The organism is Pseudomonas sp. WHRI 8519 (assembly GCF_040224055.2).
GTDB classification, from domain to species: domain Bacteria; phylum Pseudomonadota; class Gammaproteobacteria; order Pseudomonadales; family Pseudomonadaceae; genus Aquipseudomonas; species Aquipseudomonas putida_X.
In genome coordinates, this window is the sequence record NZ_CP167996.1 from 128172 (window position 1) to 146325 (window position 18154).

Below are 18154 nucleotides of genomic sequence, written 5' to 3' on the forward strand. Positions count from 1 at the left end.
GCCTTACTCGATGTTCTGTACTTGTTCACGCATTTGTTCGATCAGTACCTTCAAGTTGACCGCCGCTTGCGTGCTACGCGGGTCGAAGGCCTTGGAGCCCAGGGTATTGGCCTCGCGGTTGAGCTCCTGCATGAGGAAGTCCAGGCGCCGGCCAGCGGCCCCTCCGGACTTGAGCACCCGACGTACTTCATTGACATGGGTACTGAGGCGGTCCAGTTCCTCTGCGACGTCGCTCTTTTGTGCCAGCAGCACCATCTCCTGCTCGAGCCTTTGCGGGTCGAGCTCGGCCTTGAGGTCGCCGAAGCGGTCGATGATCTTCTGCCGTTGTGCGGCCAGCATCTGCGGTACCAGGGCACGCAGTGTGGTGACCTCGCTAGCCATGCTGTCCAGCCGCTCGTTGATCAGGCGGGCCAGCTCTTGGCCTTCGCGCAGGCGCCCGGCTTTCAATTCGGCCAGGGCCTCGTCGAACAGTGCCACCGCTTCGGCATTGAGCGCCTGCGGGTCGCTGGCGTCGGCCACCAGCACGCCCGGCCAGGACAATACCTCCAGCGGGTTGAGCGGTGCCGGCTGCTTGATCAGGCCGGCCACTTCTTCGGCGGCGGCAACCAGTTGCGCGGCACGCGCGTGGTCGACCTTCAGGGGTTTGCCGTTGCTGTCTTCGTGCAGGCGCAAGGTGCATTCAACCTTGCCGCGGGACAGGCCTTGGCGCAGCCCCTCACGCACCGCCCCTTCCAGGTCGCGCAGGGCGTCGGGCAGGCGCAGATGAGGTTCAAGATAGCGGTGGTTGACCGAGCGCAGTTCCCAGACCAGGGTGCCTTGGCTGCCTGCGCGCTCGACACGAGCAAAAGCGGTCATGCTGTGCACCATGGTGAGTACCTCGCGTAGATGATGTGAACGGGAAAGCCTTTCGGCTGCAAGGCGCAGGATTGTAGCGCAGTGTGCCCTTGGCGCCCAATCCGCCCATGTTACAGAGCCCTCGTCTGCCGGTGGGAAAAGGCGACAGGCTGTGCGCGGCGCGACGATAAGCATGTCCTCACCGGGCTACGGGCTTTATAATGCCCGGCAGATTCAAAGTCCCAGTACAGGTATCCCAGATGAAACGTCCAAGTGGTCGCGCCGCCGATCAGCTCCGCTCGATCCGCATCACCCGCAACTACACCAAGCACGCCGAAGGGTCGGTACTGGTCGAGTTCGGTGACACCAAGGTCATCTGCACGGTCAGCGTTGAAAACGGTGTGCCGCGCTTCCTCAAAGGCCAGGGCCAAGGCTGGCTGACCGCCGAGTACGGCATGCTGCCGCGCTCCACCGGTGAGCGTAACCAGCGCGAAGCCAGCCGTGGCAAGCAGGGTGGTCGCACCCTGGAAATCCAGCGCCTGATCGGCCGCTCGCTGCGCGCCGCGCTGGACATGAGCAAACTGGGTGACATCACCTTGTACGTCGACTGCGATGTGATCCAGGCCGATGGCGGCACCCGCACGGCCTCGATCACCGGCGCAATGGTCGCCTTGGTCGATGCCCTGGCAGTGATCAAGAAGCGTGGTGGCCTGAAGGCCGGCAACCCGCTCAAGCACATGATCGCCGCCGTATCGGTGGGTATGTATCAGGGTGAAGCGGTACTCGACCTGGACTATCTGGAAGACTCCGCTGCCGAGACCGACCTGAACGTGGTCATGACCAGTGCCGGTGGTTTCATCGAAGTGCAGGGTACTGCAGAGGGTGCGCCGTTCCAGCCCGAAGACTTCAACGCCATGCTGGCGCTGGCGCAAAAGGGCATGAACGAGATCTTCGAACTGCAGCAGGTCGCTCTGGCCGACTGATTGAGCCTGCAGGTACAAAAAAGCCGACATCGATGTCGGCTTTTTCGTGCCTGAGCAGTGCTCAGATGGTCAACGTCCAGTCATAGTCGACGATCAGCGGCGCGTGCTGCGAGAAGCGCGGCTGTCGCGGCAGGCGCGCATTGCGCACAAAGCGCCGCAGGCCTGGGGTGAGGATCTGGTAGTCGAACCGGTAGCCCAGGTTGAGCATCTCGGCCTGCTCGTTGTCTGGCCACCAGCTGTACTGGTCACCCTCACGGCTGACTTCGCGCAGGGCATCCACGTAGCCCATGTCGCCAGTGATCGCATCCATCCAGGCACGTTCAGGCGGCAGGAAGCCGGGCGATTGCTGGCTGTCACGCCAGTTCTTGATGTCGAGCTTCTGCTGCGCCACGTAGAACGAGCCGCAATAGATGTACTCACGACGCTTGCGCCGCTGCTTGTCCAGGTACTTGGCGAAGTCGTCCATCAACTTGAACTTCTGGTTCAAGTCGTCGTCGCCGTTCATGCCCGAAGGCAATAGCAGGCTGGCAATACTGACTTTATCGAAATCTGCTTGCAGATAACGCCCGTAGCGATCGGCTGTCTCGAAGCCCAGGCCGGTGATGACTGCCTTGGGCTGCATGCGCGAGTAAAGTGCCACGCCACCTTGGGCGGGTACCTCCGCGTCGCAGGCATAAAGGAAATAGCCATCGAGCTGGAAAGCTGGGTCGTCGAGTTCAAAGGCCGAGGCGCGGGTATCCTGAAGGCAGATGACGTCGGCATTCTGGGCTTGCAGCCAACTGAGCAATCCACGCTCGGCTGCAGCCTGAATGCCATTTACGTTCACACTGATGATCCGCATAAATGGCCCCAAAAATCTCGTGCGTGTATGATACCCGAGCTCAACCCATTTAGCTAAATCCGTGGTGTCCGGGACTTTCCATGCAGCCGTATCAGCGCGACTTCATCCGTTTTGCCATCGATCGCGGCGTTCTGCGCTTCGGTGAATTCACCCTGAAATCGGGGCGTACCAGCCCGTATTTCTTCAATGCCGGCCTGTTCAACACAGGTTCTGCCCTGGCTCAGTTGGGGCGTTGCTATGCGGCGGCCATCGTCGACAGCAAGATCCCGTTCGACGTACTGTTCGGCCCGGCCTACAAGGGTATCCCGCTGGCTGCGGCCACCGCCGTGGCCCTGGCCGAGCAACATCAACTGGACGTACCGTGGTGCTTCAACCGCAAGGAAGCCAAGGATCACGGCGAAGGCGGCAGCCTGGTCGGCGCGCCATTGGCCGGTGATGTGCTGATCATCGACGACGTGATCACCGCCGGTACCGCCATCCGCGAGGTCATGCAGATCATCAATGCCCAGCAGGCCAAGGCCGCTGGCGTGCTGATCGCGCTCAACCGCGAAGAGCGCGGCAATGGCGAATTGTCGGCGATCCAGGAAGTGGAGCGCGACTTCGGTATCCCGGTAGTCAGCATCGTTTCGCTGACCCAGGTGCTGGAGTTTCTGGCCGATGATCCGCAGCTCAAGCAGCATCTGCCGGCGGTCGAGGCCTATCGGGCGCAGTACGGGATCTGACTGCGGCTCGGAAATGAAAAAGGCGACCTTAGCGGGTCGCCTTTTTTTATGCGCTGCCTATACGGGCGCTATCGCCGGCAAGCCGGCTCCCACATGGATTGCGCCGGCTTTTGGAAGTTGGGCAAGCCGGTTGCTTCCAAAGGTAAAGCGCCGGCCTGAAGAGCTACGCGGTCGTGGTGGAAGCCGGCTTGCCGGCGATGGGCTGCGCAGCAGCCCCCATAGCGGAGCTGCAATAGCCCGAGCGCGATCGATCGGGCCAGCGAGCAGCTGGAGCCACTTTCGGCGATCAGTGACGCTTGCGGTTGCTGATCAGGGTGCCCACGCCACTGTCTGTGAAAATCTCCAACAGCACCGCATTCGGTACGCGGCCGTCGATGATGTGCGAGGTCGTCACGCCGCCCTGAACCGCATCCAGCGCGCACTTGATCTTTGGCAGCATGCCGCCGTAGATGGTGCCGTCGGCGATCAGTTCGTTCACCTGCTCGGTGGTCAGGCCGGTCAGGACCTGGCCTTGCTTGTCCATCAGGCCGGCGATGTTGGTCAGCAGCATCAGCTTCTCGGCCTTCAGTGCTTCGGCCACCTTGCCTGCCACCAGGTCGGCGTTGATGTTGTACGACTCACCGTTGGCGCCCACGCCGATAGGCGCGATCACCGGGATGAAGTCGCCTTTGACCAGCATGTTCAGCAGGTCGGTGTTGACGCTGACCACTTCGCCGACGTGGCCGATGTCGATGATTTCCGGCTGGGTCATCTCCGGCGTCTGGCGGCTCACGGTGAGCTTCTTGGCGCGGATCAGCTCCGCGTCCTTGCCGGTCAGGCCGATGGCGCTGCCACCGTGACGGTTGATCAGGTTGACGATGTCCTTGTTGACCTGGCCCCCCAGCACCATTTCAACCACATCCATGGTTGCCGCATCGGTGACACGCATGCCGTCGATGAAGTGGCTTTCGATCGACAGGCGCTTGAGCAGGTCGCCGATCTGAGGGCCGCCACCGTGCACGACCACCGGGTTGATGCCCACGGCCTTCATCAGCACGATGTCACGGGCGAACCCGGTCTTGAGCTCTTCGCTCTCCATCGCGTTGCCGCCGTACTTGATCACCAGGGTCTTGCCGACAAAACGGCGGATGTAAGGCAGCGCTTCGGACAAAACCTCGGCTACATGGGAAGCGGCATCGCGATCGAGGGTCATGCAGGGCTCCTGTAAGGAACAGATAGTCGGTCAGAACGGCAGTTGCAGCTCAGGGGCAACCCGCAGCAACTGGGCGCGGAAAACATCCTTGATACGTTGCAACTCGGCGTCGGTTTCGGCCTCGAAACGCAGCACCAGCACCGGTGTGGTGTTGGAGGCGCGAACCAGGCCCCAGCCCTGGGCATAGTCGACCCGCACACCGTCGATGGTGGTCAGGCTGGCTTGGCCCCAGTCGGCGTCGCGTTGCAGTGCATCAATGATGCTGAATTTACCCTCGTCGGTCACATCAATATTGATTTCCGGCGTCGAAATATCGTTCGGGAATGCGGCAAACAGGCTTTCGGCGTCCTGCTCGGCCTTACTGAGGATCTCCAACAGGCGTACGGCGCTGTAGATGCCGTCGTCGAAACCGTACCAGCGCTCCTTGATGAAGATGTGCCCGCTCATCTCGCCGGCCAGCAACGAACCACTCTGCTTCATCTTCTTCTTGATCAAAGAGTGACCAGTCTTCCACATCAAGGCGCGGCCGCCGTGTTGCTCGATCAGCGGTGTCAGGCGGCGGGTGCACTTGACGTCGAAGATGATCTCGGCCCCCGGGTTGCGCGCCAGCACGTCCTGAGCGAACAGCATCAGCAGGCGGTCGGGGTAAACGATGCTGCCGGTGTTGGTCACTACCCCAACGCGGTCACCGTCGCCGTCGAAGGCCAGGCCGATATCGGCACCGGTTTGCTTGACCTTGGCAATCAGGTCTTCAAGGTTTTCAGGCTTGCCCGGGTCCGGGTGGTGGTTGGGGAAGTTGCCATCCACCTCGCAGAACAGTGGGATGACTTCGCAGCCCAACGCTTCGATCAGCTGCGGCGCGATGACGCCGGCAGCGCCGTTGCCGCAGTCCACCACCACCTTGAGCTTTTTCGCCAGCTTCACGTCAGCGACGATCTGCTGGAAGTAGCGCTCGAGGATCTCGACCTTCTCCACGCTGCCTTCGCCACGGGTCAGGTCATTGGTTTTCAGGCGGGTCAGCAGGGCCTGGATCTGTTCGTTGGCCAAGGTATCGCCGGCGATGACGATCTTGAAACCGTTGTAATCCGAAGGGTTGTGGCTGCCGGTCAGCATCACGCCGGACTTGCCGGCCAGGACGTTGGCAGCAAAATACAGTGCCGGGGTCGGCACCAGGCCAACATCGCTGACCTGGCAACCGGCATCGGCCAGGCCTTTGATCAGCTGTTCGACCAGCAGCGGGCCGGACAGGCGGCCATCGCGGCCAACGGAAATCTGTGGCTCGCCTTGGGCGAGCGTCTGCGCGCCAATGGCGCGGCCGATCCAGTAAGCGGTGTCGGCGTGCAGGGTCTTGCCGACCACGCCACGGATGTCATAGGCGCGGAAAATACTGTCGGGCAGTGCGGGGACCCGTTGGGCCATGTCGTTCATCTCTGGAAGCTCCATTAGTCAAAGGCTGTCTGGGCAGGCGCAAACTGAACGCTTGGACGGTGGTTTCATCAGAGAGTTCGCCATCCATGGCCTGAACGGTCGCCGGTCGCCGGTCGGCTCAGTGGCTGCCGGAATGGCCGAAACCGCCGGTGCCGCGCTGGCTTTCGTCGAAGGCCTCGACGACTTCAAAGTGCGCTTGTACCACCGGTACCAGCACCAGCTGGGCGATGCGCTCGCCAACGGCGATGGTGAAAGGCGTGTTGCCACGGTTCCAGCACGACACCATCAGCTCACCCTGGTAGTCCGAGTCGATCAGGCCGACCAGGTTACCCAGCACGATGCCATGCTTATGGCCCAGGCCCGAGCGGGGCAGGATCATCGCGGCCAGGCCCGGGTCGCCGATATAGATCGACAGGCCGGTAGGAATCAGCAGGGTCTGGCCCGGCTCCAGGACGGTGTCTTCCTTGAGCAGGGCGCGCAGGTCCAGGCCGGCGGAGCCAGGGGTGGCATATTGCGGCAGCGGAAATTCACTGCCCAGGCGTGGGTCGAGGATCTTGGCTTGAAGAGCGTGCATGTAACTTATTGAACCTGGTTGAGCCGTTCGGCGATGAAGGCGACCAGTTGCCGGGCAATCTTGCCTTTGCTGGTCTGCGCGAAGAGGGTTTGATGCTGCTGGCGGTCGATCACGGTCAGGGCATTTTCCTCGCTGTTGAAGCCGATGCTGGGGTTGGCCACATCATTGGCGACGATCAGGTCGAGGTTCTTGTCCTTGAGCTTGCGCGTGGCGTAATCGAGCAGATGTTCGGTCTCGGCAGCGAAGCCGACACTGAACGGGCGGTCGTCGCGTCCAGCGATGGTGGCAAGGATATCGGGATTGCGCACCATCTGCAGCAGCATGCCGTCGCCTGTCGTGGGATCTTTCTTGAGCTTTTGTGTGGCAACGACCTCCGGGCGGTAGTCCGCGACCGCTGCCGAGGCGATGAACAGGTCGCACGGCATGGCCGCCTCGCAGGCTGCAAGCATGTCCCGCGCGCTGACCACGTCGATCCGGTTGACCCGGTCCGGGGTCTGCAGATGCACAGGGCCGGTGACGAGGGTCACCCGAGCACCGGCTTCTGCGGCCGCCTCGGCCAACGCGAAACCCATCTTCCCGGAGCTATGATTGGTGATGTAACGCACCGGGTCGATGTTTTCCTGGGTGGGCCCGGCGGTGATCAGCACATGTTTGCCGGTGAGCGCCTGGCGCTTGAAGCTCTCGGCGGCGCACCAGGCCAGGTCGGTGGCTTCAAGCATGCGACCCAGGCCTACGTCGCCGCAGGCCTGGCTGCCGGAGGCCGGGCCGAACACCTGGATGCCACGGGTCTTGAGCAGGTCCAGGTTGGCCTGGGTCGCCGGGTCGCGCCACATGGCCTGGTTCATGGCCGGCGCCACGGCCACGGTGGCGTCGGTGGCCAGTACCAGGGTGGTCAGCAAGTCGTCGGCCATGCCTTGTGCCATGCGCGCCATGAGGTCGGCGGTGGCGGGGGCGATCAGTACGAGGTCGGCCCATTTGGCCAGCTCGATATGGCCCATGGCCGCTTCGGCGGCAGGGTCGAGCAGATCCATGTGTACCGGGTGGCCGGACAGCGCCTGCAGGGTCAGCGGGGTGATGAATTCAGCACCACCACGGGTCATGACGACGCGCACTTGCGCGCCGTGCTCCAGGAGTCGGCGAATCAGCTCGGCGCTCTTGTAGGCGGCAATGCCGCCCCCCACGCCGAGAACGATGCGCTTGCGATACAGCCGCTGCATAGGCTTGCCTTTTTCCAGAGAGAGCGGGCAGCGACGAACAGGATTGCCTGCGGCAGAACGTCGCATGTACGAGGCGAAATAGATTAACACAGGGCCTAAACGTGTCGCAGCAGGGCGCAGAGGAGATGCAATGAAGATAAGGGAGTGGCCAGCCGAGGAGCGGCCCAGGGAAAAGCTGATGCAGCGAGGGGTGGGCAGCCTTTCGGATGCCGAATTGCTGGCTGTGTTTCTCGGCTCTGGCGTGAGAGGCCGCAACGTGGTGGAGCTGGCGCGAGGGTTGCTCGCCAGGTTCGGCGGCTTGCGCCAGTTGCTCGAAGCTGACAGGGAAGCATTCGTGGGGGAGCTCGGGCTTGGGCCGGTGCGGTACGGGCAGCTGCAGGCACTGCTGGAGATCGGCCGGCGCAACCTTGCCACTGCGATCGAGCGCGACTGCGCCCTGGAGAGCCCGTCGGCGGTGCGCAGGTACCTGAAAGCCATGCTGCGCCATGAGCCCAGCGAAGTATTTGGCTGCCTGTTCCTGGATAGCAAACACCGGCCGCTGGCGTTCGAAATCCTGTTCAGAGGGACGATCGACCGGGCCAGCATCTATCCGCGGGAGGTGGTGCGCCGTTCGTTGATGCATAACGCTGCGGCATTGATTCTTCACAACCATCCTTCGGGGAACAGTGAGCCGAGCCAGGACGATGTGCACATGACGCTTGCATTGAAGCAGGGGTTGGCGCTGATCGACGTGCGGGTGCTCGATCACATCATCGTCGGTGATGGGGAGCCACTGTCGATGGTGGAGCAGGGGTGGATTATCGCTTAGTTGCTGCCTGTCTGCAGGCTCGACCAGCCGCCGGCAAGCCAGCGGTGGGTCGAGCCTGCAAAGCCAAGGGTCAGCGTTTCACCGAAACCTTGCTCAGGTCCAACCGCCCGAACGGGCTTACCTGATACCCCTCGACCCCGTCGCGCAACAGCGCTGCCGCCGTCGGGTGCGCCAGCGGCACCCAGAGCGCCTGTTGCTGAATCAGCGTCTGCGCCTGCTGGTACAACCGGCTGCGCACGCTCTGGTCGTTGGTGGTGCGCCCTGCACTGATCAACTGGTCCAGCCGGCTGTCACAGAACCGCGCGAAGTTGGTCCCCGACTTGACCGCCGCACAGGAAAACTGCGGGCTGAGGAAGTTGTCCGGGTCGCCATTGTCACCGGCCCAGCCCATGAACAGCAGGTCATGCTCGCCGGCCTTGGCCCGACGGATCAGCTCACCCCATTCGATCACGCGGATTTCAGCCTTGATGCCGATCTTGGCCAGGTCTGCCTGGAGCATCTGCGCGCCCAGGCTTGGGTTGGGGTTGAGCAGGCTGCCCGACGGGCGGGTCCAGATCGTGGTGCTGAACCCCTCTGCGTAACCGGCTTTGCTCAGCAGCGCCTTGGCTCGCTTGAGATCCAGCGGGTAGCCGGGCAGGTCCTTGGCATAGCTCCAGGTGTTCGGCGGGTAGGGGCCGTTGGCGGCGGTGGCGGTGCCTTCGAAAACGGCCTTGAGGTAGGCCTGCTTGTCGAAGGCCAGGTTGATTGCCTGGCGCACTTCAGGTTTGTCCAGCGGCGGGTGCTCGCTGTTGATGGCCACGAAGGCTGTCATGAAGGCCGGCGTCGTGGCGACCTTCAGGTTACCGTCCTTGCTGGCTTCGGCAACGTCCAGGGGCTTGGGCGACAGCGCGATCTGGCATTCCCCGCGCTTGAGTTTCTGCAGGCGTACGTTGGCGTCGGTGGTGATGGCGAAGATCAGTGGATCGACCGCAGGCTTGCCATCGAAGTAGTCAGGGTTGGCGCGGTAGCGCACCACGGCGTCCTTCTGGTAACGCTGGAAGACGAACGGGCCGGTGCCGATCGGCTGGCTATTGAGCTTTTCCGGGGTGCCTGCCTTGAGCAGTTTGTCGGCGTACTCGGCGGAGTAGATCGAAGCGAAGCCCATGCTCAAGGTGGCCAGGAACGTGGCGTCGGCGTGGGTCAGGGTGAAGCGTACGCTGTTCGGCTCCGGGGCCTCGATCGATTTGATCAGGCTGCCCAGTTGCAGTGATTGGGCGTGCGGGTAGCCACCCGGTGCGGTCTTGTGCCAAGCGTGAGCGGGGTAGAGCATGCGCTGGAAGCTGAACAGCACATCGTCGGCATCAAGCGCGCGGGTTGGCTTGAAATAAGGCGTGGAATGGAATTTGACCCCGTCACGCAGCTTGAAGTCGTACACCAGGCCGTCAGTCGACACTGTCCAGCTCTGCGCCAGGCTTGGGACGACCTTGCCTTGGCTTGCGTCGAACTCGACTAGGCGGTTCATCAGAACGTCGGCCGAGGCGTTGGTGGTGGTCAGCGAGTTGTACTGGACCACGTCGAAGCCCTCGGGGCTGGCTTCGCTGCAGATACTCAGTGGCGCGGCCTGGGCGATGCCGGCAGCAAGCAGGGTGGTGAGCATTAAGGAAAGGGCGGCGGCACGCATCGTGGCTCCTTGGCTGTCAGTGGCCCATCTGCCAGAGCAGTCTGGAAACGTCCTACCCTAGTGTGCGCATCAGCAAATGACCACCCTCTTTTTATGCGGGTTGGCGACGAGTGGTCGACAGTTCGCCGGGCTAGCCGCTATGCTGCTCGCGCACGATTTGTCTCCGGCAGATGCTCATCAGCAGTTGTTGCAATGCAGTCTTTCTGGTATAAAGCAGCGCTCTTTTCTAGGGGCTCGGCCTGTCGCATCAGCGGATCCGGTCGGTAAGACCTCCAGAATCACGGCGCCTGGCGCCAAAGACTGAGAGATTAAGCGGCCAACCCATGCCGGGTTGGGCATGTGGTTTTAGAGGGCTGAGTCATGTCGAGAGTCTGTCAAGTTACTGGTAAGGGTCCAGTAACCGGGAACAACATTTCCCACGCAAACAACAAAACCCGTCGTCGTTTCCTGCCGAACCTGCAGCACCACCGTTTCTGGGTTGAATCCGAGAACCGTTTCGTGCGTCTGCGCGTCTCTGCCAAAGGCATGCGCGTCATTGACAAGCGTGGTATCGACGTAGTGCTGGCCGAGCTGCGTGCTCGCGGCGAAAAGTTCTAAGGAGAACGTCATGCGTGAATTGATCCGTCTGGTTTCGAGTGCTGGCACTGGCCACTTCTACACCACCGACAAGAACAAGCGCACCACCCCGGACAAAATCGAGATCAAGAAATACGATCCCGTTGTTCGCAAGCACGTGGTGTACAAGGAAGCCAAGATCAAGTAATTGATCGGCGACCTGAAAAAAACCCGCATCCGAAAGGACGCGGGTTTTTTTTTACGTGGATGCCAACAGCAGTGGATATCAGCTGATGCGCAGGCCGTCGATGGTGCCGTTGGCATCGACGCTGATCATCACCCGGTCGGAGCGTATGTCCAAGGTGGTGACGTCGCGTGGGCCGGCGGCGCTCAGCAGGCCAGTAAGTTCGAGAATGTAGGGTTTGACGCTTTCTACATACTGCGAGCCAATCACGTGACGAGCACGGTCGAGGATATCGCTAGTCATGGTGTTCTCCTTGAATTGTCCCGAATTGGACGCATCAAGGATCACGCCATTGGCTTGCCGGGCTGTGGTAGTTAATCACCACGCCGGCGTCGCAATCATTTCTGCTCGAACATCACATAAATCTTGCGGCACGGCTCCAGCACTTCCCAGGTGCCCTGGAAGCCAGCCGGGATGACGAACCGATCACCGGCACGCAGGGTCTTGGCGCCGCCATCCGGGTCGCGCAATACTGAAACGCCCTGCACGATCTCGCAGTATTCATGCTCGGTGTAGTTCACCGTCCACTGCCCCACTTCACCTTCCCAGACACCTGCGGCGAACTGCCCGCACGGGCTGGAATAGTGGTTGTAGACAGCCTGGTCTGGCTCGCCCTTGAGGATTTTTTCTGCCGCGGGACGGTAGCGTTCAGCCTCGGTGAGGACCTGGGCGAAGTCGATGATGTTGGCGATGTTCATGGTGCGGCTCCTATTTTTGTTTAATAAAATGCACATCAGTAGGCTTTTGAGCCTCATGTGTCAAATATATTGATAGTTTGCACTGGCTGGTTTAGGGTATCGCTTGCCAGTGTGCGCTTGTCGCCCGGCCAGAATTCTGACAACGCCTGTGAGTCCTCAGTGCGGCGTTGCACCTAAACAAGAGGAGGAGTTTCGTATGACCACCCTGACTCGTGCAGACTGGGAGCAACGTGCCCAGCAATTGAAGATCGAAGGGCGTGCCTTCATCAACGGCGAATACACCGACGCCGCATCCGGTGAAACCTTCGACTGCCTGAGCCCGGTCGACGGACGCTTCCTGGCCAAGGTTGCCAGCTGCGACCTGGCCGATGCCAACCGCGCGGTGGAAAACGCCCGTGCAACCTTCGATTCCGGCGTCTGGTCGCAGCTGGCTCCGGCCAAGCGCAAAGCCAAGCTGATCCGCTTCGCCGACCTGCTGCGCAAGCACGTCGAAGAGCTGGCGCTGCTGGAAACCCTGGACATGGGCAAGCCGATCGGCGACTCCTCCAGCATCGACGTGCCAGGTGCGGCCAATGCCATCCACTGGACCGCCGAAGCCATCGACAAGGTCTACGACGAAGTTGCCCCCACCCCGCATGACCAGCTAGGCCTGGTCACCCGCGAGCCAGTGGGTGTGGTCGGTGCCATCGTACCGTGGAACTTCCCGCTGCTGATGGCCTGCTGGAAGATCGCTCCAGCCCTGGCCACCGGTAACTCGCTGGTACTCAAGCCATCCGAGAAGTCGCCGCTGACCGCTATCCGCATCGCCCAGCTGGCCATCGAAGCCGGCATCCCGGCCGGTGTGCTGAACGTGCTCCCAGGCTACGGCCACACCGTCGGCAAGGCCCTGGCCCTGCACATGGACGTCGATACCCTGGTGTTCACCGGCTCGACCAAGATCGCCAAGCAGCTGATGGTGTACGCCGGCGAGTCGAACATGAAGCGCGTCTGGCTGGAGGCCGGCGGCAAGAGCCCGAACATCGTCTTCGCCGACGCCCCGGACCTGCAGGCCGCTGCCGAAGCTGCCGCCAGTGCCATCGCCTTCAACCAGGGCGAAGTCTGCACTGCCGGTTCCCGCCTGCTGGTCGAACGTTCGATCAAGGACAAGTTCCTGCCCATGGTGGTTGAAGCGCTCAAGGGCTGGAAGCCAGGCAACCCGCTGGACCCGCAGACCACCGTCGGTGCGCTGGTCGACACCCAGCAGATGAATACCGTGCTGTCGTACATCGACGCCGGCCACAAGGACGGCGCCAAGTTGCTGGCCGGTGGCAAGCGCACCCTGGAAGAAACGGGCGGCACTTATGTCGAGCCGACCATCTTCGACGGCGTGACCAACGCCATGAAGATCGCCCAGGAAGAAATTTTCGGCCCGGTGCTGTCGGTCATCGCCTTCGATACCGCCGAAGAAGCCATCGCCATTGCCAACGACACGCCCTATGGCCTGGCCGCTGGTATCTGGACCTCGGATATTTCCAAGGCCCACAAGACCGCCCGTGCCGTGCGCGCGGGCAGTGTCTGGGTCAACCAGTACGATGGCGGCGACATGACCGCGCCGTTCGGCGGCTTCAAGCAGTCGGGCAACGGCCGTGACAAGTCGCTGCATGCGCTGGAGAAGTACACCGAGCTGAAGGCGACCTGGATCAAGCTGTAAATCCACAGGGGCTGCGCCACAGCCCCAACGACAGCCGGGCCGGTTCACGCCGTCCCGGCTGTGTCGTTTCTGCTATTCAAGAATTCTGCCTGGGAGGCTGCTATGCGCTGGGGAACCTACTTTGCCGTGCTGGCATCGGTGCTGAGCGTCGGGCTCGCGCTCGGCGTGAGCATGCCGCTGGTGTCCCTGCGGCTGGAGGCCTGGGGCTACGGCAGCTTCGCCATCGGCGTCATGGCGGCTATGCCGGCGCTGGGTGTGCTGCTCGGTGCGAGCCTGGCCAGCCGCCTGGCCGGGTGGGTCGGCGTGCCTGCGGCCATGCGCTTGTGCCTGTGGGGCGGGGCGTTATCGATTGGCCTGCTGGCGGTGTTGCCGAGCTATCCGCTGTGGTTGGCGCTACGCTTGCTGATCGGTATGTCGCTGACCGTGGTGTTCATCCTTGGCGAGAGCTGGATCAACCAGTTGGTGGTGGAGCAGTGGCGTGGGCGCCTGGTGGCGCTGTATGGCAGCAGCTACGCCTTGAGCCAGCTGGCCGGGCCACTGGTACTGGGCTTTCTCGGCTCCGACGATGACTTTGGCTTCTGGGCTGCGACTGGCCTGTTACTGCTATCGCCCTTGCTGCTGTTGGGCCGTGGCGGCGCACCGAGTACCGAGGCCTGCAGCGTTACCTTCCGCGACCTGTTCGCCTTCTGTCGCCGACTGCCGGTGATCGCCTGGGCCATCGCGCTGTTCGCTTCCTTCGAGGCGATGATCCTCACCCTGTTGCCGGTGTATTGCCTGCAGCAGGGTTTCACCACCGAGCTGGCGCTGTTCATGGTCAGTACCGTGGTGGTGGGTGACGCGGTGCTGCAATTGCCGATTGGCGCCTTGGCCGACCACATGTCGCGGCGCGCACTGTTCACCGCTTGTGCGGTGACCTTGCTGTGTTCCAGCCTGGCGATTCCGTTGCTTTTGCACACGCCGGCGATCTGGCCGTTGTGGGTGCTGTTCGGTGCCAGTGCCGGTGGCCTGTTCACCTTGTCGCTGATACTGATCGGCGAGCGGTACCGGGATGATGCCCTCGTGCGGGCCAATGCCCATGTGGCGCAGCTGTGGGGTATCGGCTGCCTGCTGGGGCCGTTGCTGGCAGGTGCTGGTAGCCAGTGGCTCAGTGGCCATGCCTTGCCGCTGCTGATGGCAATTGGGGCGGCCGGATTGGTGGTGTTGACCCAGCGGCGCGGTGCCTTCGAGCCCGCCGCCGCCTGAAGCCTTGGGCTAGAGCATTTTCTCCAGCCCGACGGCCTTGCTGATCCACGCATTGAACCGCCGCCAGAGCCCGCCGGGCTCTGCCGTCAGGGTGTGCAGTTGGCCGTTGTCCTCGGTCACCCAGGCCAGCTTGTCATTTTCGAGCCTGACCTGATAACTGAGCGCTGGCGCCATACCCTGAACGGCCAGCTCGCGGGTGTATTCGGCCAGCTCCGGGCTGTCCACCAGCACCCCGACCTCGGTATTCCACAGCACCGAACGCGGGTCGAAATTGAACGAGCCGATGAAGGTCTTGCGCCGGTCGAACACGATCGCCTTGCTGTGCAGGCTGGAATCCGAACCGCCTTGGTAACTCAGGCGTCCGGCACTGGGGTCGCCCGGCTGGCGGCGTAACTCGAACAGCTGCACGCCGTGTTCGAGCAGCGCCCGGCGGTAGGGTGCATACCCGCCATGCACCGCCGGTACATCGGTGGCCTCCAGTGAGTTGGTCAACAGCTTGACCGACGTACCGGCGTCCGCACGGCCGGTCAGGTACAGCAGCCCCGGCTCGCCAGGGACGAAATAGGCCGAAACCAGGATCAACTCGTGATGCACGTTGGCCAGGTCAGGGGCCAACTGCTGGCTCATCAGCAGCTGCGGATCCGGCTCGTCGTCTGCCAGCACCTTGCTCGGTGCGTCCCACAAGGCCTGACTGTGGGCCCAGATCAGCTCATTACGCCAAACATCCAGGCGTGGCTCTGACTGGTAGGCCATCAGGCGGTCATACAGCGCCTTGCGTTGGACCCGCGCCTCGGCCAGGGACACTTCCAGGCGGTGGCGGCTGGCGGCAAGGTCGGCGGCATCCGGCAGTTGCCAGAGGAAGTCAGTGACAGGCCTGCTCAGGGCACTGTTCCAGTATTGGTCGAAGCTGTGCCCGAGCTGCTCGGCCACCGGGCCCACGCCGAGCATGTCGATGTCAGTGAAATTCAGGTTGGGCTCGGCATCGAAATATTCATCGCCCAGGTTGCGCCCGCCGACGATGGCCATGCTGTTGTCCACCAGGAACAGCTTGTTGTGCATGCGCCGGTGCTGGCGCGACAGGTTGAACAGGCGCCCGAACGCCCGCGTCACCCCTGTGCTGCGGCCCAGGTGCAGGGGGTTGAATACACGGATCTGGATGTTCGGATGGGCATCCAGGGTGCCCATGATGGTGTCCAGGCCATCGCTGGTGGTGTCGTCGAGCAGAATGCGCACGCGTACGCCCCGATCGGCCGCGCGCAGCAGTTCATGGACCAGGGCGCGGGTGCTCAGGCCGTCGTGGACGATGTAGTACTGCAAGTCGATGCTGGCCTGGGCGTTGCTGATCAGCTCGGCGCGGGCACGGAAGGCCTCGTTGCTGTTGGGCAGCAGACGGAAACCGGACCGTCCCTCATAGGGTGCGGCCTGGCGCAATACCGAGCGGCCGAAAGCTGAATCTTTGGCCGGCAATGCCTGGCTGGTCTCGCGGGGTGTACCGACGCTGGCGCAGCCTGCAAGGCCTAGCAGCGCCAGCAGCAGGGGCAGAGCTCGCTGGAGTCTCAAAGGTGGATCGTCCTGTGCGGCAAGGGCTTGAGAGGTAGGACCGTCAAGGGCGGCGCAAAGTTACCCGTCGGTGTGACTTTCATCCAGTAGACGAAGGGCGGTTTCCCCCACTTTGCGCACCGCGTCCTCGATTTGCGGGGTTGGCCGCGCGGCAAAATTCATCCGCAGGCAGTGGCGGAACTTGCCAGAGGCCGAAAAGATGCTGCCCACGGCAACCTGCACGCCCTGTTCCAGTAAAGCGCGGTTCAGCCGCAGCGTGTCGAAATGTTCTGGCAGCTCCACCCACAGCATGAAGCCGCCCTGAGGCCGGCTGACGCGTGTGCCAGGCGGGAAGTAGCGGTTTACCCAGTCGCTCATCAGGTCGCGGCCGCGCTGGTACTGGCTACGCATGCGCCGTACATGGGGGTGGTAGTGGCCGCTGGCGATGAAATCGGCGATCGCCAGCTGCGGCTGGGTGGCCGTGCTGCCGGTGCTGATGTACTTCATGTGCAACACCCGCTCCAGATAGCGCCCTGGCGCCACCCAGCCGATGCGCAGGCCCGGGGCGAGCGTCTTGGAGAACGAACTGCACAGCAGCACGCGACCGTCGTCGTCGAACGACTTGAGGGTGCGCGGGCGAGGGTAGGTGTAGGCCAGGTCGCCATACACATCGTCTTCGAGGATGGCGACATCGTAGCGCTGGGCCAGGTTCAGCAGGGCCTTCTTGCGCGCTTCGGGCATGATGTAGCCAAGCGGATTGTTACAGCTTGGCGTGATCTGGATGAGCTTGATCGGCCACTGTTCAAGTGCCAGTTCCAGCGCTTCCAGGCTGATGCCGGTGATAGGGTCGGTAGGGATTTCCAACGCCTTCATGCCCAAGCCTTTGAGGGTTTGCATGGCGCCGTGGAAGCTCGGCGAATCTACCGCGACAATGTCGCCCGGCTCGCAGACTGCGCGGATACTGCACGACAACGCCTCGTGGCAGCCGGTCGTCACCACCAGGTCCGCCGGGCCAAGGCGGCAGCCCGAGTCCAGCACCAGGCGGGCAACCTGCTCGCGCAAGGCGAGGTTGCCGTGGATGTTGTCGTAGTACAGCCCCGGCATGTCCTGGCGCCGGCTGAGCTGGGCCAGGCTGCGCAGCAGGGGCTTCAGGCTCGGGCTGTCGATGTCGGGCATGCCGCGGCCGAGCTGTATGACGTCTTGACGAGGCGTGCTGCGTACCAGCTCCAGGACCTGTTCCCACTGCGAGATGTCCACTGGCCGCTGGGCCGGGCGGCTGACGGCGGGCAGTGCGGCGAGGCGGCGATGGTCGTTGACGAAGTAGCCGGATTTGGGACGTGGCGAAACCATGCCGTTGTCTTCCAACAGGCGGTAGGCCTGCTGCACCGTACTCAGGCTGACCCCGTGCTCCACGCTCAGGGCGCGCACCGATGGCAGGCGCTGGCCGGGGCGGTAGAGGCCCTGCTCGATACGGGTGCCGAGCAGCTCGGCGAGGTTCAGGTAGAGCGTCACGGCATACTCCTGTGGGCGATTGCCCGCCCGACCAGTACAGTTGCGCTGAAAATACAGCATTCAGGCAGAAATTGGCCAATTCTGTATGGGAATAATAAGAGTGTATTGAATCTGTATTGCTGGTGCTGGCAACGCGCATGCTTTCTCCACGTAACCACTGAACGGGAGAACGCAGCGATGGGCGGGATGAGCGATGTGCGCTTGCAATTGTTGGCCAGGGAGCTGGAAGCCGGGCAGCAGGCCAAGGTGTTCAACGCCCCGCAAGGGATGGGGCGCTGGGGCCTGATGCTGCATCGCTGGCACACCCGCAGGGCGTTGCTGCAGTTGACTGATGCCGAGCTGCGCGATGTTGGGCTGAGCTGGGAGCAGGCCCTGAGCGAAGGGCGTAAACCCTTCTGGAAAGACTGACCTGCAT

Annotated in this window: 18 protein-coding genes and 1 pseudogene; 8 read left to right on the forward strand and 11 right to left on the reverse strand. The window is 62.6% G+C overall.

Annotated features, from left to right (window positions below):
- Positions 1 to 3: 3 nt before the first annotated feature.
- Entirely contained in the window at positions 4 to 867 is an 864-nt protein-coding gene (locus ABRP30_RS00615; protein ID WP_241806753.1) for a YicC/YloC family endoribonuclease, read from the reverse strand.
- A gap of 227 nt (positions 868 to 1094) precedes the next feature.
- Between ABRP30_RS00615 and rph the strand changes: the two genes are divergently transcribed.
- Positions 1095 to 1817, forward strand: a complete 723-nt coding sequence (gene rph / locus ABRP30_RS00620; protein WP_012312130.1) for a ribonuclease PH — start codon at positions 1095 to 1097, stop codon at positions 1815 to 1817.
- A 61-nt stretch (positions 1818 to 1878) separates the two neighbouring features.
- On the opposite strand, the gene ABRP30_RS00625 is transcribed toward rph, so the two are convergent.
- Entirely contained in the window at positions 1879 to 2658 is a 780-nt protein-coding gene (locus ABRP30_RS00625) for an exodeoxyribonuclease III (protein WP_012312131.1), read from the reverse strand.
- 80 nt (positions 2659 to 2738) lie between these two features.
- Between ABRP30_RS00625 and pyrE the strand changes: the two genes are divergently transcribed.
- On the forward strand, positions 2739 to 3380 hold the full coding sequence (gene pyrE / locus ABRP30_RS00630; protein WP_011536401.1) for an orotate phosphoribosyltransferase: 642 nt from the start codon (positions 2739 to 2741) through the stop codon (positions 3378 to 3380).
- A 286-nt stretch (positions 3381 to 3666) separates the two neighbouring features.
- Here the strand turns inward: pyrE and argB are convergent, their stop codons facing one another.
- The 4 genes and pseudogenes from argB to coaBC all read right to left on the reverse strand — a co-directional run bounded on the left by argB (position 3667) and on the right by coaBC (position 7791).
- Positions 3667 to 4572 (reverse strand): acetylglutamate kinase, encoded by a 906-nt coding sequence (gene argB / locus ABRP30_RS00635; RefSeq protein WP_241806754.1) that lies wholly within the window; start codon positions 4570 to 4572, stop codon positions 3667 to 3669.
- Between the two features lie 30 nt (positions 4573 to 4602).
- Positions 4603 to 5982 (reverse strand): annotated as a pseudogene (locus ABRP30_RS00640) (phosphomannomutase/phosphoglucomutase); the annotation flags it as partial.
- Positions 5983 to 6118: 136 nt separating this feature from the next.
- A complete protein-coding gene (gene dut, locus ABRP30_RS00645; protein WP_012312134.1) occupies positions 6119 to 6574 on the reverse strand; it encodes a dUTP diphosphatase in 456 nt (151 codons plus the stop codon).
- A 5-nt stretch (positions 6575 to 6579) separates the two neighbouring features.
- Positions 6580 to 7791 (reverse strand): bifunctional phosphopantothenoylcysteine decarboxylase/phosphopantothenate--cysteine ligase CoaBC, encoded by a 1212-nt coding sequence (coaBC, locus tag ABRP30_RS00650; protein ID WP_349975591.1) that lies wholly within the window; start codon positions 7789 to 7791, stop codon positions 6580 to 6582.
- Between the two features lie 130 nt (positions 7792 to 7921).
- Here coaBC and radC point away from each other — a divergent pair, with 130 nt between their 5' ends.
- The gene (gene radC, locus ABRP30_RS00655) at positions 7922 to 8599 is read left to right on the forward strand and encodes a DNA repair protein RadC (RefSeq protein WP_349975592.1); all 678 of its coding nucleotides are present in this window, start codon (positions 7922 to 7924) and stop codon (positions 8597 to 8599) included.
- A gap of 70 nt (positions 8600 to 8669) precedes the next feature.
- Here radC and ABRP30_RS00660 read toward each other — a convergent pair whose 3' ends face one another.
- The gene (locus tag ABRP30_RS00660) at positions 8670 to 10259 is read right to left on the reverse strand and encodes an ABC transporter substrate-binding protein (protein ID WP_349975593.1); all 1590 of its coding nucleotides are present in this window, start codon (positions 10257 to 10259) and stop codon (positions 8670 to 8672) included.
- Between the two features lie 360 nt (positions 10260 to 10619).
- Between ABRP30_RS00660 and rpmB the strand changes: the two genes are divergently transcribed.
- On the forward strand, positions 10620 to 10856 hold the full coding sequence (gene rpmB, locus ABRP30_RS00665; protein WP_012312138.1) for a 50S ribosomal protein L28: 237 nt from the start codon (positions 10620 to 10622) through the stop codon (positions 10854 to 10856).
- 10 nt (positions 10857 to 10866) lie between these two features.
- Positions 10867 to 11022: a 50S ribosomal protein L33 gene (gene rpmG / locus ABRP30_RS00670; RefSeq protein WP_003253507.1), complete on the forward strand. Its 156-nt coding sequence runs from the start codon at positions 10867 to 10869 to the stop codon at positions 11020 to 11022.
- 78 nt (positions 11023 to 11100) lie between these two features.
- On the opposite strand, the gene ABRP30_RS00675 is transcribed toward rpmG, so the two are convergent.
- Both ABRP30_RS00675 and ABRP30_RS00680 read right to left on the reverse strand, forming a co-directional pair.
- Positions 11101 to 11301: a hypothetical protein gene (locus tag ABRP30_RS00675; RefSeq protein ID WP_267820053.1), complete on the reverse strand. Its 201-nt coding sequence runs from the start codon at positions 11299 to 11301 to the stop codon at positions 11101 to 11103.
- A gap of 95 nt (positions 11302 to 11396) precedes the next feature.
- A complete protein-coding gene (locus ABRP30_RS00680; protein WP_241804939.1) occupies positions 11397 to 11756 on the reverse strand; it encodes a cupin domain-containing protein in 360 nt (119 codons plus the stop codon).
- Between the two features lie 196 nt (positions 11757 to 11952).
- Here ABRP30_RS00680 and ABRP30_RS00685 point away from each other — a divergent pair, with 196 nt between their 5' ends.
- Entirely contained in the window at positions 11953 to 13446 is a 1494-nt protein-coding gene (locus ABRP30_RS00685) for an aldehyde dehydrogenase (protein WP_349975594.1), read from the forward strand.
- Positions 13447 to 13548: 102 nt separating this feature from the next.
- A complete protein-coding gene (locus tag ABRP30_RS00690; RefSeq protein ID WP_267820058.1) occupies positions 13549 to 14688 on the forward strand; it encodes an MFS transporter in 1140 nt (379 codons plus the stop codon).
- A 9-nt stretch (positions 14689 to 14697) separates the two neighbouring features.
- Here ABRP30_RS00690 and ABRP30_RS00695 read toward each other — a convergent pair whose 3' ends face one another.
- A complete protein-coding gene (locus ABRP30_RS00695; protein WP_349975595.1) occupies positions 14698 to 16248 on the reverse strand; it encodes a phospholipase D family protein in 1551 nt (516 codons plus the stop codon).
- Positions 16249 to 16308: 60 nt separating this feature from the next.
- A complete protein-coding gene (locus tag ABRP30_RS00700) occupies positions 16309 to 17739 on the reverse strand; it encodes a PLP-dependent aminotransferase family protein (protein ID WP_349975596.1) in 1431 nt (476 codons plus the stop codon).
- A 177-nt stretch (positions 17740 to 17916) separates the two neighbouring features.
- On the opposite strand from ABRP30_RS00700, the gene ABRP30_RS00705 reads away from it, so the two are divergent.
- Positions 17917 to 18147 (forward strand): DUF1127 domain-containing protein, encoded by a 231-nt coding sequence (locus tag ABRP30_RS00705; protein ID WP_241804944.1) that lies wholly within the window; start codon positions 17917 to 17919, stop codon positions 18145 to 18147.
- Positions 18148 to 18154 lie beyond the last annotated feature (7 nt).

Excerpts from the sequence above, each read along its gene's own strand:
- rpmB (WP_012312138.1), top strand. The coding sequence starts at position 10,620 with ATGTCGAGAGTCTGTCAAGTTACTGGTAAGGGTCCAGTAACCGGGAAC.
- coaBC (WP_349975591.1), bottom strand. The coding sequence starts at position 7,791 with ATGCAGCGGCTGTATCGCAAGCGCATCGTTCTCGGCGTGGGGGGCGGC.
- radC (WP_349975592.1), top strand. The coding sequence starts at position 7,922 with ATGAAGATAAGGGAGTGGCCAGCCGAGGAGCGGCCCAGGGAAAAGCTG.
- argB (WP_241806754.1), bottom strand. The coding sequence starts at position 4,572 with ATGACCCTCGATCGCGATGCCGCTTCCCATGTAGCCGAGGTTTTGTCC.
- ABRP30_RS00660 (WP_349975593.1), bottom strand. The coding sequence starts at position 10,259 with ATGCGTGCCGCCGCCCTTTCCTTAATGCTCACCACCCTGCTTGCTGCC.
- ABRP30_RS00690 (WP_267820058.1), top strand. The coding sequence starts at position 13,549 with ATGCGCTGGGGAACCTACTTTGCCGTGCTGGCATCGGTGCTGAGCGTC.
- rpmG (WP_003253507.1), top strand. The coding sequence starts at position 10,867 with ATGCGTGAATTGATCCGTCTGGTTTCGAGTGCTGGCACTGGCCACTTC.
- ABRP30_RS00685 (WP_349975594.1), top strand. The coding sequence starts at position 11,953 with ATGACCACCCTGACTCGTGCAGACTGGGAGCAACGTGCCCAGCAATTG.
- ABRP30_RS00625 (WP_012312131.1), bottom strand. The coding sequence starts at position 2,658 with ATGCGGATCATCAGTGTGAACGTAAATGGCATTCAGGCTGCAGCCGAG.
- ABRP30_RS00680 (WP_241804939.1), bottom strand. The coding sequence starts at position 11,756 with ATGAACATCGCCAACATCATCGACTTCGCCCAGGTCCTCACCGAGGCT.
- dut (WP_012312134.1), bottom strand. The coding sequence starts at position 6,574 with ATGCACGCTCTTCAAGCCAAGATCCTCGACCCACGCCTGGGCAGTGAA.
- ABRP30_RS00705 (WP_241804944.1), top strand. The coding sequence starts at position 17,917 with ATGGGCGGGATGAGCGATGTGCGCTTGCAATTGTTGGCCAGGGAGCTG.
- rph (WP_012312130.1), top strand. The coding sequence starts at position 1,095 with ATGAAACGTCCAAGTGGTCGCGCCGCCGATCAGCTCCGCTCGATCCGC.
- ABRP30_RS00675 (WP_267820053.1), bottom strand. The coding sequence starts at position 11,301 with ATGACTAGCGATATCCTCGACCGTGCTCGTCACGTGATTGGCTCGCAG.
- ABRP30_RS00615 (WP_241806753.1), bottom strand. The coding sequence starts at position 867 with ATGGTGCACAGCATGACCGCTTTTGCTCGTGTCGAGCGCGCAGGCAGC.
- pyrE (WP_011536401.1), top strand. The coding sequence starts at position 2,739 with ATGCAGCCGTATCAGCGCGACTTCATCCGTTTTGCCATCGATCGCGGC.